The organism is Spirochaetae bacterium HGW-Spirochaetae-1, from assembly GCA_002839375.1.
In the GTDB taxonomy this organism is placed as follows: Bacteria; Spirochaetota; UBA4802; order UBA4802; family UBA5550; genus PGXY01.
Window position 1 is genome coordinate 1 of sequence record PGXY01000001.1, and the last position, 13,671, is coordinate 13,671.

Annotated in this window: 15 protein-coding genes; 12 read left to right on the plus strand and 3 right to left on the minus strand. The window is 45.1% G+C overall.

Going from position 1 to position 13,671, the window contains the following annotated elements:
- Window positions 1–11: 11 nt before the first annotated feature.
- Genes CVV44_00005 through CVV44_00025 form a run of 5 tightly spaced genes read left to right on the plus strand, consistent with a single transcriptional unit; the run spans window position 12 to window position 4,401 of the window.
- Complete coding sequence (locus tag CVV44_00005) at window positions 12–1,175, plus strand: two-component sensor histidine kinase (protein PKL41436.1); 1,164 nt, start codon at window positions 12–14, stop codon at window positions 1,173–1,175.
- Window position 1,176: 1 nt separating this feature from the next.
- A complete protein-coding gene (locus CVV44_00010; protein PKL41056.1) occupies window positions 1,177–1,542 on the plus strand; it encodes a response regulator in 366 nt (121 codons plus the stop codon).
- A 43-nt stretch (window positions 1,543–1,585) separates the two neighbouring features.
- Window positions 1,586–2,911, plus strand: a complete 1,326-nt coding sequence (locus CVV44_00015; protein ID PKL41057.1) for a hypothetical protein — start codon at window positions 1,586–1,588, stop codon at window positions 2,909–2,911.
- Window positions 2,912–2,948: 37 nt separating this feature from the next.
- Window positions 2,949–3,314 carry a response regulator gene (locus tag CVV44_00020; protein PKL41058.1) on the plus strand — a complete coding sequence of 122 codons (366 nt, stop codon included), beginning with the start codon at window positions 2,949–2,951 and terminating at the stop codon, window positions 3,312–3,314.
- 43 nt (window positions 3,315–3,357) lie between these two features.
- Window positions 3,358–4,401, plus strand: a complete 1,044-nt coding sequence (locus CVV44_00025) for a two-component system response regulator (protein ID PKL41059.1) — start codon at window positions 3,358–3,360, stop codon at window positions 4,399–4,401.
- Window positions 4,402–4,486: 85 nt separating this feature from the next.
- Here CVV44_00025 and CVV44_00030 read toward each other — a convergent pair whose 3' ends face one another.
- Genes CVV44_00030 through CVV44_00040 form a run of 3 tightly spaced genes read right to left on the minus strand, consistent with a single transcriptional unit; the run spans window position 4,487 to window position 6,835 of the window.
- Window positions 4,487–4,735: a GlsB/YeaQ/YmgE family stress response membrane protein gene (locus CVV44_00030; GenBank protein PKL41060.1), complete on the minus strand. Its 249-nt coding sequence runs from the start codon at window positions 4,733–4,735 to the stop codon at window positions 4,487–4,489.
- Between the two features lie 60 nt (window positions 4,736–4,795).
- Entirely contained in the window at window positions 4,796–5,194 is a 399-nt protein-coding gene (locus CVV44_00035; GenBank protein PKL41061.1) for a hypothetical protein, read from the minus strand.
- A gap of 30 nt (window positions 5,195–5,224) precedes the next feature.
- On the minus strand, window positions 5,225–6,835 hold the full coding sequence (locus CVV44_00040) for a hypothetical protein (GenBank protein PKL41062.1): 1,611 nt from the start codon (window positions 6,833–6,835) through the stop codon (window positions 5,225–5,227).
- Between the two features lie 500 nt (window positions 6,836–7,335).
- On the opposite strand from CVV44_00040, the gene CVV44_00045 reads away from it, so the two are divergent.
- From CVV44_00045 to CVV44_00075, 7 genes are all read left to right on the plus strand, one after another.
- On the plus strand, window positions 7,336–9,129 hold the full coding sequence (locus CVV44_00045; protein PKL41063.1) for a hypothetical protein: 1,794 nt from the start codon (window positions 7,336–7,338) through the stop codon (window positions 9,127–9,129).
- 81 nt (window positions 9,130–9,210) lie between these two features.
- Window positions 9,211–10,245, plus strand: coding sequence for a phosphoribosylformylglycinamidine cyclo-ligase (locus CVV44_00050; GenBank protein PKL41064.1), 1,035 nt, complete (start codon window positions 9,211–9,213; stop codon window positions 10,243–10,245).
- Window positions 10,246–10,247: 2 nt separating this feature from the next.
- Complete coding sequence (locus CVV44_00055; GenBank protein ID PKL41065.1) at window positions 10,248–11,000, plus strand: MBL fold metallo-hydrolase; 753 nt, start codon at window positions 10,248–10,250, stop codon at window positions 10,998–11,000.
- Window positions 11,001–11,253: 253 nt separating this feature from the next.
- Window positions 11,254–11,496: a hypothetical protein gene (locus CVV44_00060; protein ID PKL41066.1), complete on the plus strand. Its 243-nt coding sequence runs from the start codon at window positions 11,254–11,256 to the stop codon at window positions 11,494–11,496.
- 414 nt (window positions 11,497–11,910) lie between these two features.
- Window positions 11,911–12,183 carry a hypothetical protein gene (locus CVV44_00065; GenBank protein PKL41067.1) on the plus strand — a complete coding sequence of 91 codons (273 nt, stop codon included), beginning with the start codon at window positions 11,911–11,913 and terminating at the stop codon, window positions 12,181–12,183.
- Between the two features lie 48 nt (window positions 12,184–12,231).
- A complete protein-coding gene (locus CVV44_00070) occupies window positions 12,232–12,936 on the plus strand; it encodes a rhomboid family intramembrane serine protease (protein ID PKL41068.1) in 705 nt (234 codons plus the stop codon).
- A 47-nt stretch (window positions 12,937–12,983) separates the two neighbouring features.
- A complete protein-coding gene (locus CVV44_00075; protein ID PKL41069.1) occupies window positions 12,984–13,655 on the plus strand; it encodes an HAD family phosphatase in 672 nt (223 codons plus the stop codon).
- The last annotated feature ends 16 nt before the right edge of the window (window positions 13,656–13,671 follow it).

The following is a 13,671-nucleotide window of genomic DNA, read 5'->3' on the forward strand; positions in this document are numbered from 1 at the left end:
TCCGTAAAGAGCTGGCAGAGACTAAAATATCCGAAGATGAAGCCCGCGAATACGCCGAAAGCATCATCAACACCATCCGTGAACCATTAATCGTTCTTAATCAGGATTTAAGGGTTGTTTCCGTCAGCCGCTCCTTCTATGAAGTCTTTAAGGTAAATCCCGAAGAGACCGTGGGGCAGCTTATCTATGACCTGGGGAATAAACAGTGGAATATCCCCGGGCTGCGGGAACTGCTTGAAACCATCCTGCCCAAAAAAGCAACGTTTGATAATTATGAGGTTGAACACGATTTTGCTACAATTGGCCGGCGCATAATGCTTTTAGATGCCCGGCAGATTCAACGAGTGTCGGGAAAGGAACGGATAATCCTTCTGGCCATCGAGGATATCACGGATCGCAGGAAGATAGAAATTGGTCTGGAGAGAGCCCATGAAGAATTAAAGGATCTTGCCGTTGAGCTAAAACGCACGGCCCGGGCAAAATCTGAATTCCTGGCCAACATGTCGCATGAGCTCAGGACACCGCTTAACTCCATTAACGGTTTCTCCGAAGTGCTGTACGACGAGACTTTCGGACCGCTTAATGAGAAACAGAAGAAGTATGTTAATAATGTTTTAACCAGCGGAAAACACCTTCTCTTGCTGATAAATCAGATACTTGATATGGCGAAAGTTGAAGCCGGAAAGATGAAACTGGCTTTATCCAGTGTGCCCATGAAAAACTTACTAAATGATATATCGATGCTGGTAGAGAACATGGTGAGTAAAAAAAAGATAGAGATGCTGCTTGAAATAGATGAAGATCTGCCGGATATCGAGGCCGATGAACTCAAGGTCAAGGAGATAATCTACAACCTTATCTCAAACGCAGTCAAGTTTACTCCCGAAGGCGGTAAAATTGGAATGCGTGCCAGGAAAGCCGATTCCATGATAGAAGTAGAGGTCTGGGATACGGGAGTCGGTATTGCGCATGAAAACATGGAGAAAATCTTTGAAGGGTTTTTTCGTGTCGATACGCCCTATTCACGGGTAACCGAGGGAACCGGGCTCGGGTTACCGCTCTCAAAAAATCTGGTTGAGCTGCACGGCGGGAAGCTTTCTGTAAAATCTGCGGGGCTGGATAAAGGCACATTGGTCCGGTTTACGTTGCCAGTTGTATCAAAGATGGCGGTGTGAGATGAAAAAGAAAGCATTAATTATCGATGACAACAAAAACAATCTTTTGCTGGAAAAAGACCTTCTCGAGGTCGCCGGCTTTGAAGTATATGAAGCTGAAGACGCTGCCGGCGGAATTGCCATTGCCAGAAAAGAAAAACCCGATATTATAATTATGGATGTGAGGCTTCCCGATATGCGCGGTTCCGAAGCCGCCAGGATATTACGTCAGGAGAGAGAGATAGACCATATTCCCATTGTTTTTGTGACTGCTTCGGTCATGGAAGAAGGCAGAGAAGAGATAAATGATATTGCTAATAGCGGATTCATAGGCAAGCCTATAGATACGCGTACTTTTGCGAAAGAAATAAGTCAATTTATCAGGTGAGTTGCCTGTTATGATAAAAAGTTAAATGTGATAGAAACAGGAAATGAAAAAAAAACCGGTAATATTAGTCGCTGACGACCAGCCCCAGAACATTGAACTTTTTGAAGCATATCTTGTTCCGCAGGGTTATAAAATTATAAGGGCGTCAAACGGTAAAGAAGCGCTGGAGAAACTTTCCGGCAACCAGATCGATCTGATTCTGCTCGATGTAATGATGCCCGGCATGAATGGTTTTGAAATTACCCGAAGAGTAAGGAAGGATAAAACACACCGACTACTTCCCATAATCCTGGTTACTACATTGCGGGAGACTGAAGATCGTATTCGGGGATTTGAAGCCGGTTGTGATGATTTTATTTCCAAGCCTGTTGATAAGACTGAGCTTCTGGTCCGGGTCAGGTCTCTGCTAAAAGTCAAGAACTACAATGACTTGATGAGCAAATACCTCAAAGAACTGGAAACAGCCAAAATTTACGCACAAGAGGCGCGTGAATACGCCGAGAGCATCATCAACACCGTGCGTGAACCCTTAATCGTTCTGGATCAGGATCTGAGAGTAGTCAAGGCCAGCCGCTCCTTTTATGATGTCTTTAAAGTAAAACCTGAAGAGACTATGGGCCAGCTTATCTATGATCTGGGGAATAAACAGTGGGATATTCCCCGGCTGAGGGAATTGCTGGAAACCATCCTTCCGCAAGAGACAACCTTTGATGACTTTGAGGTTGACTACGAATTTGCCGTCATTGGCAGGCGTATAATGCTTTTAAATGCCCGTCAGATTCAAAGCGGGCCGGAGAAGGATCGGCTGATTCTCCTGTCCATCGAGGACTTCACCGAACACAGGGAGTCGGAGAAAAGGATCCAGTATATGGCCTTCTATGATTCCCTGACGTGTCTGCCCAACCGGGACCTTTTCTCCGATCGCCTGGGCGTTGCACTGGTAAATGCCGGGAGAAATAAAACTAAAGTAGGCATCATGATGCTGGATCTCGATAATTTCAAGGATGTGAATGACTCCCTTGGTCATAATGTAGGCGACGTCCTTCTCAAAAGAGCGGCAGAGCAGTTAAGTGCAGTGCTGAGGAAGGGTGATACGGTTGCGCGTTTCGGTGGTGATGAGTTTGTTATGATCTTCCCTGACCTGGAGGGAATAGAAGATGCGATTCAGGTTGCACAGAAGATCATTGATAGGTTTAATAAGCCCTTCCTTGCTGATACCCATCAACTCTTTGTGACAACAAGCATCGGTATCGCCGTATATCCCGACGATGGAATAGATGAAGGTACCCTTTTGAAAAATGCCGATATCGCCATGTATCAGGCCAAGCATGCAGGACGGGCCCAATACAAGCGTTATAAAAAAACCTGAAAATGCCATGTTGATAAATTCAGAATAGCGGTGTGAGATGAGAAAGAAAGCATTAATTGTCGATGATAACGAAAACAATCTTTTGCTGGAAAAAGACCTTCTGGAGGTCGCCGGCTTTGAAGTATATGAAGCTGAAGACGCTGCAGGCGGAATTGCCATTGCAAGAAAAGAAAAACCGGATATTATAATTATGGATGTGAGGCTTCCCGATATGCGCGGTTCTGAAGCAGCCAGGATATTACGTCAGGATAAAGAGACAGGCGATATTCCCATTGTTTTTGTGACCGCTTCGGTTATGGAAGAAGGCAGAGAAGAGTTGAAAGACATCTCTAATTCCGGATTTATAGGCAAGCCTATAAATACACGCACTTTTGCAAAAGAAATAAGTCAATTTATTAAGTGAGAGAATTGTTATTTTGAAAAGTAAAGTGCAAAGGGGATAGGGAATGAAAGACAAACCGGTACTATTAATCGTTGATGACCAGATTCAGAACATTGAACTTCTCGAAGCATATCTTCTCCCGCAGGGTTATGAAATTGTAGAAGCATCAAACGGCGCGGAAGCATTGGAAAAACTTTCCGGCAATCGGATTGATCTGGTTCTGCTCGATGTAATGATGCCCGGCATGGATGGTTTTGAAGTTACCCGGAGAGTCAGGGAGGATACTACTCTGGGACTGCTTCCGATAATTCTGGTTACCGCATTGCGGGAGACTGAAGATCGTGTAAAGGGAATTGAAGCCGGTTGTGATGATTTTATTTCCAAGCCTGTTGAAAAGACTGAGCTTCTGGCCAGGGTCCGGTCTCTGTTAAAGGTCAAAGCCTACAACGACTTGATGAATAATTACCGGAAAGAGCTGGAATCTGAAGTGGCCAGAAGGACTGAGGAGCTGAAGCATGCCCTGGAAACAATTAAAATTGCTTCTCTGGACACGATTTACCGGCTCTCCATGGCCTCGGAATATAAGGACGAGAACACCGGCGAGCATATCAGACGCATGAGCCATTATTGCGCTGCCATTGCCCGCCGCATGGGGATGGACGAAAGTAATGTTGAAACTATTCTTTATGCAACACCCATGCATGACCTGGGTAAGCTGGGCATACCGGACCAGATACTGTTGAAACCGGGCAAACTTGAACCGGCTGAGTGGAATATTATGAAACAGCATACGATAATCGGCGCCCAGATCCTCAAGGGCTCTGATGCTGCATTTATTCGTTTAGGAGAGACTATAGCCCAGAACCATCATGAGAAGTGGGATGGAAGCGGATATCCAAATGGTCTGAAGGGCACAGAAATACCCATCGCCGGCCGCATTACGGCAGTTGCAGATGTATTCGATGCCATGATCTCCAGACGGCCCTATAAGAAACCATTCCCCGTGGAAACGTCACTGGAATTTATCCGGGAAGGTCGGGGGAGCCACTTTGATCCGGAGGTAGTGGATGCTTTCTTTGCCGTTAAGGATGAGATTCTCGCAATATAAGAAGCAATATTCCTGCCTGTATTCTGCTGCTCTCATGGTGCTGTTGTTTTCAATGCCCGATGCTTCCCGGTGAATCCGGCCCCTATTATTTTTTTATGAGCTTAATTATAAATAATAGGATAACAGCTCCAATGAGAGCGGTTATAGTAGAACCTATAAAGCCGCTGGTTGATATCCGGAGGAAATTAAATATATAACCGCCGATAATCGCTCCAATGACTCCTATGATAATGTTTCCCACAAGGCCGAATCCGCCGCTTTTCATGATTATTCCGGCAAGCCATCCGGCTATTGCTCCAATCACCAAAAAAATTATCAAAGATGTAATGTCCATTCATTCCTCCTGTTTTAATGTTTAAAAATATATTCGCCAAATTAAAAATGTAAGGTAACTCTAGATATCATTGTTGTCCGGTAGATTCTCCGTTGAGAGAATCCAGCGCATGGCCTTTTCATAGTCAGTGAAGGCATTTACCAAAAAACCCCTGTTGTGCGAACATGTCTCAAAAAAACTGGCTTTGTCAAAGCTGATCCCCGGGAGGACAAGAAGAGCAACTTTTCTGCGGAAGGTGTCGCCATATTGGAAAAGCTCTGCCGCAAGTTGATACACATCAGTTATGGACAACTTGCTTCCTGAGTCACGGAAATCGACGAGCAGATCGTAGTCAGCCGGGGGAGGCTCGGCCATTGCTATATTTATGAGGAGTTGTCTGCTTGTAGTGATATTGATGATCCCATCAGTGGTTACCTCGATAAAATCTTTTGCAGTGATGATTTTGATTTTTGTCGCCATGGGATATCTCCTTAAACTAATTGCTTGTTGCTACTTGCTGACCTTCACGCCTGTTATAGAATAGACCTCTACCGGTTGTTCTTTTCCCTTCACTTTGATGGGATCAAGCTTCTTGCCCAGGAATTTTTTAGAAGTCATTTTTGATACAATAGCTTTTGAAGCAAGTATTGCTCCCGATTCAGCACGTGAGCACAGACGTGCAGCCAGGTTCACCGCATCGCCGATACAGGTGTTGTCCATCCTGTCACTCGATCCCATGCGTCCCTGAATAACATTGCCGAGATTGAGCCCAATACCTACATTCATGTGCTGCATCCCAGTCTCGCCTTTGCTTATATTCAAACTTTCGATTTGCTTGATAATCTCGATGGAGCATGCAATGGCATTGTCGGCCTTTTCATCGCCGCTGAATACGGCCATTACCTCATCACCCACGTACTTGTCGATATCTCCATTATGTTTTTTAATTATATTCGCCTGTAAATTGAGGTATTCATTGAGTATTGTTACCACATCTTCAGGCTCCATTTTTTCTGACATGGCGGTAAATCCCCGTATGTCGGAGAAGAGGAATGCAAGGTTTTGTCTTATGCCGCCAACAACAATTTCTCCCAGAGATGTTTGTTCATGAATCATAGAAACAGTTCTTTCAGAAACAAATTTCTGCATCTGAAGTTTTTCCCGGAGGTGAATTATCATATTGTTGAATTCATGGCTTAAATTTCCCAGTTCGTCATGTCTTCTGATATCCATTCTAATTTCCAGGTCGCCTTCTCTTACCCTGACCATCCCCTCAAAAAGATTCATAATCGGCTGGACCATGCCTTTCGCAACGACCACTGTGATGCCGATCCCCATTATAAGCAGTCCGCAGCTGAACAAAAATATTATTCTCCTGGATTTTTGTACAGGTTCAAGTATTGATGCCTCGCTGAACAACAGCTCTACTATGCCCACCTTTGTACTAAAAAAATTCAGAGGAAGCCTGTATTGGAAACTGCTTACGTGTTTATTGTCTTTATCCAGATAATTCTTCTTTGTTTTCTGAAAATTTTCTATGTCTTTTATTTCATCGAATAAAGCAGCCGGTATTTTTTTCCCTCTTTTACTGCCATCTATATTTGCCGCGTAACAACCTTTTTTCCCAACGAGCATGCCCGTCAAATCATACACGGCGATACTTTGGAGACCGTTGATTTTGCTTTTTTCAAGACCATTCACAATATCCTGCAAAATAAGCGAGCGCATCGTGGGCCTTGTTTCAGCGGTCAATATGGATTCGGTTGCGGATATGTTTCCCGCTATTGCCTTGCAGAGTGTATCGTTCGCTGATACAAGGGCTCGGGATGACATCACGGTAAAGAGTGAAATAAACATGATGACCATGAGCAGCAGAATCATCGAAATTACAAGAGCCCATTTAAATCGTATTCCGCCCCTTCGGAGCAGGTAATTTAACCGTTTGTTCCTGTCAATAAAAGTGTAACTGAATGACATAACCGTTGTTGTGAATTTAGTAAAAAAATTATTCTTTTTTTTTGTTGTGCTTTTCTTTAACCGTCTAATCCAGTCAATAAAAGTGTAACTGAATGACATCACAGCTTTTATGAAATTGGTTAATAAATTATTCAATTTTTCCATTATGTTTTCCTTCCCCCGGGTAGTAATGTAAACAAGAGTATTCAGGATGTCGTCTCTGATTGTTATATTGTGACTCACAACACTGTATGCCGTGCCGTGCAAAATAGTAGATAATTAAAGAGAAATCAATGCCCAGGAATGGGAATGAAGGCAGTATTGTTGCTGCCGATTCTGCCCGTGAAACGATTGTAACCGCTCAGAACAAATACGCCTGTTTCAGTAAAAAACCCTATATAAGGGAACATCTATAAACCATGATTAAAAATTATCGCTTCAAGCAGCGATCTGAATCGGTTAAATGATATTGGAGCCATATTAAAATTATAACAGAAATAATCGGGAATGCAAGGTTTTTTTATTATAAGCTTTACTGATACAACCCTATACATGCCACAACCCCGCCGACAGCTTAACCAAAAAATAATTATAATTTTCCGCAGGAAATGGATTGAATTATTCTCCCTGTTATGTAGTAATAATAACAGCACAGCGTACGGTGAATGAAGTTGGATATGACGATGCCAGGGGACAAAAAAATAAAGATACTCATTGTTGAAGATTCCGTCGTGGAGGCGCGTCTTCTGCAGAAAATACTGGCAAATCTGGGCTATTCAGTAGTTGGCATCGCCCGTTCAGGCGAGGAGAGCATCCTGTTGGCCTTTAAGACCAGGCCCGATCTCATACTCATGGATATTCTCCTCGAAGGGGAGCAGAACGGCATTGAGGCTTCCCGCAAGATCAAGAAGAAGCTCGATGTGCCCATCATTTTCACTTCGTCCCTTTCTGACCGCGAAACCCTGGCCCGGCTTGAGATTACCGAATCCTATGGGTATATCCTGAAGCCCTTTGACAAAAAGGACATCTTTGTGGCCATCGAAATCGGGTTTCGCCGACATGAATTTGAGCAGCAGCTGGAAGAGAGCGAGGTTAAGTACAGCAATCTCTTTGAAAGATCCATGGATGCGATTTTCATCAGTGACAGGGATGGAGTCTTCATTGATGTGAACGAAGCCATGCTGAAACTCTTCGGATACGGGCGGGAGGAGATGATAAGCCTGTCCCTGGAAAAACTGGCATCGAACCCAGAAGAGCTGAAGGAATATGACCGGGTCCTCATAATGGACGGCTTCGCCCGGGATTTTGAGATGTGCCTGCGAAAAAAAAATGGCGCGGAAGTCCATACTCTCATATCAGCCAATGTTATCAAGAGCAGAACGGGGAAGATAAAAAATTACCAGGGATTCGTCAGGGATATAACGGCAAAGAAACAGGCGGAACTGGAAATTGAGCTGAGGATCCAGGAACTGGAAATCGCCATGGAGGAAATCGAATTTCTCAACCGCGACCTGCAGCAGAAAATTAATGATCTCAATAAGGCCAACAGGATGATAAGCCTTTCGGAAGAGAAGTATCGGCGCCTCGTGGAAGGATCGACGGATATCATTTTTTCCCTTGATAACGATTGGCGTTTTATCACTGCCAACAAGGCCACGGCGTATCATCTCAATATAAATCCCGAGTCAATAAAAAGTAAATCGCTCCTTGATCTCATCTATGACAGCGATGAAGAAAAGGCGGTCTCGCGGAAAATTATCCAGGAAAAACTGGAAACATTTTCCAGGAGCAAGGAACCGGTCAGCTTTAAGGCTGAATTCAAGTCGCCCCTGATAATTGAGCCCAGGGAGCTGCAGGTAAAGCTGGAGTATCTGAATATTGACGGCGATAATGAAATACTTGGAAAGGCCTTCCGTGTCATGGACGACACCCTTCTCAAGTATTTCATCGCGGAAAAACAGCAGTTTATTATAGACAATTCACTTTCCACGGCTGATGAAATAACGCAGCGGATAACAAGGAACGTGGCAAAATACATTGGTGGCAACGATTTCAATATGCTGAGAATTGCTCTGCGCGAGATAATTATAAACGCCATTGAACACGGGAATCTCAATATTTCCTTTGAGGATAAAACCGCGGCCATAATGGAGGACCGCTATTTCCAGTTTCTTGCCGAACGACGGGAGGACCCCCGGTATAACGGCAAGCGCGTACATATAGAATACAATGTGGAGCCCGGCATGGTTTCCTACCTGGTGAGGGATGAAGGGGAGGGGTTCAATCCGGAGTTTGTACTGTCCAATGACCCGGTGCAGCTGAACCGGGACATGATGGCCCATGGCAGGGGAATCAGACTCACCATGGAATTTTTTGATGCCATAGAATACAATGAAAAAGGAAATGAGGTTGTCCTGAAGAAATATTTCACGGACAATGATGAGAAAATTGTAAATTAGGAAAAGATTACTTGCAAAAATGAGGCTTATGGCAATTTCTGATTTTTATTGTTTGTGCAGTATAGTGTTAGGAGATATATCATGGGCTTGACATACAGGGATTCCGGTGTTGATGTGGAAGGCGGGAACGCCTTCGTAAAAAAAATAGCACCACTGGTTAAAGAGACGTTTTCATCGCGGGTGATCACGGATATCGGGGGATTTGGCGCTCTTTTCAGAGGTTCCTTCCCGGAAATGAAGGACCCGGTCCTGGTGTCGGGAACCGACGGTGTGGGGACGAAACTCCAGATTGCCCAGAAAATGAATGTGCATGACACTATCGGCATTGATGCCGTGGCCATGTGCGTCAATGATATCGTAGTTTCCGGTGCCATGCCTCTATTTTTTCTCGATTATATCTCCTGCGGCCGATTGAACGAATCGGTCCTTGTCGATGTGATCAGGGGGATCGCCGAGGGATGCAAACTGGCAGGATGCAGTCTTGTGGGGGGAGAAACGGCGGAGCATCCCAACATTATGAACTCCGACGAATATGACATAGCCGGCTTCGCCGTGGGCGTCGTAGATCGTGAAAAGATCATCAACGGTTCACGGATCAAAGCGGGCGATAAAATTATTGGCCTTCCTTCCTCGGGCATCCATTCCAACGGCTATTCCATGGTGCGCAAACTTTTCCTGGAGATGATGGGATATGACCTTAACACGAAATTTCCTGAACTGTCCGATACCCTGGGCAGGGTACTGCTCAGGCCGACGAAGATATATGTGAAAAGCATACTCAATGCCCTGGGAAAAGGCTGTGACATTAAAGGCCTGGTGCATATCACTGGCGGCGGATTTTATGAAAACATACCGAGAATACTGCCCGAATCAGCGGCCGTATCCATAGAAAAATCGGCTTTTGTCATTCCTGATATTTTCTCCCTGCTTCAGAGGGACGGAAAAGTTGAGGACCGGGAAATGTTTACGACTTTCAATATGGGTATCGGCATGATGGCCTTTGTTCCGCGGGAAGAGGAATCATCTGTTGTGGAAGCGCTGAAAGAATCGGGAGAGGAACCCGTTGTTATAGGAGAAGTGATCCCCTTCGCTAAAGAAAAGGTAATCATCAAATAGCAATGGGCGCAGCGAAGATTACACTCCTGGGAACTAACGGCTGGTATGATACGGACACGGGTAACACCATTTCAATACTGGTTCAGGGTGGCGGAAATACCGTGGTCTTCGATGCGGGAAACGGCATCCACAAGCTGGACCGGCATCTCGATGGCGTAAAAGAGGTTTACTGCTTCCTCAGTCATTTCCATCTCGATCATATTATGGGACTCCACGTTCTGCCGAAATTTTTCAGTCTTGAGCGTTTTACCGTTATTGGCCAGGCCGGTACGCGCGATATCCTGAAATCATTCCAAAGCTCTCCATTCACTGTGCCGCCATCTAAACTTCCTTTTGAATTTTCCATTCTGGAGGCTCCCCGCGAACTCCCAAGGCTTCCTTTTTCCATGGAAACATTGTCCCTGCTTCATTCCGATGCGACAATCGGCGCACGGATTGAAATCTGTGGAAAAATAATAGCCTACTGCCCTGATACGGGTTACTGTGAAAATGCCGTTACCCTGGCGCGTGACGCCGATATGCTCCTGGCGGAATGTGCCTACCCGCCCGGTTTTACCCGCAAGGAATGGCCCCACCTGAATCCCGAAACAGCGGCCCGGATAGCTCTCGAGGCCGGCGCAAAAAAACTTGTGCTGGTCCATTTCGATGCCCACAATTATCGGGACCGGCAAAGCCGCCTTGAGGCCCAGGCTGTAGCGCGGACGATATTTCCCGAAACAGTTGCCGGCATGGATGACATGGAGTTTACGGTTTAAAAAGTCCTGCCCGCCTTCAATCAATCCGCATATTTACTGCTCTGTGATTCATCGGAAAAATAAAATCATACATTCTGATAGAAAGCCCTCTCGTTAAACCACCAGCTTCGTAAAATTAACGGTCTCTTATCAGTAAATTATTGGATGTTTCCACATGACAAGTAAAGGGAACCTGCTTGCCAAAGGAAGGGTACACGCAGTCGTTTCTGGCTGAAGCGGGTATCGGAAAAGAACGAATAAAAATGGTAAATGTATCGGCCGTGGGGCCGGTGTTCAGGCAATCGCCGAACGATATGAAAAGCCGGTATATGCCGGTCTCGATACTGAATTTATCGGTATACTTGAAGAAAGGGCAACCTGGACTGAAAAATGCACTTCATGCGGGAAGTGTGTGCTTCATAATTACGGCGGCATATGCCCGGTGACCAGGTGCGCCAAACACATGCTCAACGGACCATGCAGCGGCTCAAACTTATCGGCGAGCTTGACAGGTTGAAAAACATTAAGGAACCCAAGGATTGGAGTTACAGTCTCCATGGTGGATCGAGAATCATAATCCGCGAAGACCATAGGTTAGAAAAACGCCGGAGTCCGGTCTGAACAATGCGTCATGCATTGATGTTCAGGCCGGTACGCGCGATATCCTGCAAATATTCCAGTGCTCTCCATTCACTGCACCGCTGTTTAAACTTCCTTTTGAATTTTATATTCTGGAAGCTCCCCGCTTTTTCCGGTTTTTTTTGATAGAGTAATTTATAAGGAAAAAAAAATATATACATAATGTATAATATGTGTATAGTTAAAATTTGACCATGATTAAAAGCCATAGTGCTATTTGTCATACGGCAATTAATTTACAATAATTGTCTTAGAGATCATCACTGTGACCACCGGTTGCAGATAATGATAAATGGTTAATACTATGGGGAAAAACCTTGAAGAATTTTTATATCAGCACCTTTTTGAGCGGCGGTTTCTGGGACGCCGGCGTCAGGTACGGAAAACCCAGAAGCTTGGAGCCGGTGGCTATATCAAGAAACCATACACTATTTATAAAATAGGGAGAGCTGTGAAAGATGAATTATTAAGATTAAGGAACCTCTATAAATTTTATTTTAAATGTGGCCTAAAACCTTCTCTGGATGCAGACGGACATTGTCAACATTTTGTATTGACATTGTGAAATGGTGACGATCTTATGCGGTAATGTTTTTGAGGCTCTGACCCCTTAATGAGAGATGTACAATCCTTTCAACACCGGAGAACCAGCTCAATGGATACAGCAATTTTTACTTATGGAACGATCGCCGTAACAGCAATAATTTCTATCATGGCTTTCAGGATTCCGTCAATGGCAGAGGATAATATATTTTCAACTTATTATATATTAGAAAAACACGAGTATTTCAGGATGATAAGCTCGATGTTTCTGCATGCGGACTGGGGTCACCTGCTGCTCAACATGTTCAGCTTCTACTCTTTTAGTCTCAGCATTGAAATGGTGTATGGATTCAAAACAGCGGCGCTCATTTATTTGGTGAGCGGACTTGGCGGAGGATTGCTCTCATTGATACTTAACAGAAAAAATATGCAGTATCGTGCCCTTGGAGCGTCAGGTGCCGTAAGCGGAATCATATTTTCATCAGTATTTCTAATCCCCGGCGGATCAGTGCTTGTTTTTCCACTGCCCATCCCTATTCCATCGTGGGCCTTTGCCATGCTCTTCGTTCTTACGTCAATCTATGGATTGGGAAGAATGTCGGATAATATCGGTCATGATGCTCACCTGGGAGGAGCTCTGACCGGCATACTCCTATGTGTACTGCTCTATCCGGATATTATAAGCAGGCAGTATATTTTATTAGCGGGGATAGTCACACCCACAATTCTCTTTTTTCTGCTTAAAGATAAAATTGAAAAAATCATACGCAGGTAAATAAGGATCTGACATTTTTAAAAGAGAAGGATTTCTGAAATTTTCAAATGATTAAATATATTCTATGGGACAACGATGGTGTTCTGGTCGATACGGAAAAGTATTATTACCGGGCGATACGGGAGGTGATGCGTGATTGTGGTGTCACCATCACCGAAGAGCAATACCGGCAAAACCTGCTCGTCCATTCCCGGGGTCTCTGGCACCTCCTGGAAGACCGGGGCTATTCCGGTGAGGAGATCAGCGGCTTCAGGAAAAGAAGGGACTTCCTGTACCTGAAGTATATCGAGACAGAGGATATCGCCGTGCCAGGGGCTGCCGAGGCGCTGGAGGTATTGCAGGGCCGATACAAAATGTCTATCGTGACCAGTTCCCAGAGAGGTCACTTCGAGGCCATTCATCGTCGTACGGGATTCCTGCGGTATATGGAATTCGCCCTGACCAAGGGTGATTATGCAAAAAGCAAGCCGGACCCGGCGCCGTACCTGACGGCCCTAAGAAAGATGAATGCTCCTGCCAATGAGACGGTTGTGATAGAGGATTCCCTGCGCGGTCTCGAATCGGCCGTGGGTGCCGGTCTGCGGTGCATCGTTATTCCCACGGCCCTTACAGCGACCCAGGACTTTTCACGGGCTACGATGGTCCTGGATTCCGTCAATAAGGTCGGGGAAGCCATTAAAGAAATCCAGGCTGTACTTGAGTCAGGAGGATCTGTCTGATAATGGCGTTCATGAG

What these genes read in the sequence shown, in the direction of transcription:
- CVV44_00020 (PKL41058.1), top strand. Translation starts at nt 2,949, where the DNA reads ATGAGAAAGAAAGCATTAATTGTCGATGATAACGAAAACAATCTTTTG.
- CVV44_00010 (PKL41056.1), top strand. Translation starts at nt 1,177, where the DNA reads ATGAAAAAGAAAGCATTAATTATCGATGACAACAAAAACAATCTTTTG.
- CVV44_00035 (PKL41061.1), bottom strand. Translation starts at nt 5,194, where the DNA reads ATGGCGACAAAAATCAAAATCATCACTGCAAAAGATTTTATCGAGGTA.
- CVV44_00050 (PKL41064.1), top strand. Translation starts at nt 9,211, where the DNA reads ATGGGCTTGACATACAGGGATTCCGGTGTTGATGTGGAAGGCGGGAAC.
- CVV44_00025 (PKL41059.1), top strand. Translation starts at nt 3,358, where the DNA reads ATGAAAGACAAACCGGTACTATTAATCGTTGATGACCAGATTCAGAAC.
- CVV44_00015 (PKL41057.1), top strand. Translation starts at nt 1,586, where the DNA reads ATGAAAAAAAAACCGGTAATATTAGTCGCTGACGACCAGCCCCAGAAC.
- CVV44_00045 (PKL41063.1), top strand. Translation starts at nt 7,336, where the DNA reads ATGAAGTTGGATATGACGATGCCAGGGGACAAAAAAATAAAGATACTC.
- CVV44_00040 (PKL41062.1), bottom strand. Translation starts at nt 6,835, where the DNA reads ATGGAAAAATTGAATAATTTATTAACCAATTTCATAAAAGCTGTGATG.
- CVV44_00065 (PKL41067.1), top strand. Translation starts at nt 11,911, where the DNA reads ATGGTTAATACTATGGGGAAAAACCTTGAAGAATTTTTATATCAGCAC.
- CVV44_00055 (PKL41065.1), top strand. Translation starts at nt 10,248, where the DNA reads ATGGGCGCAGCGAAGATTACACTCCTGGGAACTAACGGCTGGTATGAT.
- CVV44_00070 (PKL41068.1), top strand. Translation starts at nt 12,232, where the DNA reads ATGAGAGATGTACAATCCTTTCAACACCGGAGAACCAGCTCAATGGAT.
- CVV44_00075 (PKL41069.1), top strand. Translation starts at nt 12,984, where the DNA reads ATGATTAAATATATTCTATGGGACAACGATGGTGTTCTGGTCGATACG.
- CVV44_00030 (PKL41060.1), bottom strand. Translation starts at nt 4,735, where the DNA reads ATGGACATTACATCTTTGATAATTTTTTTGGTGATTGGAGCAATAGCC.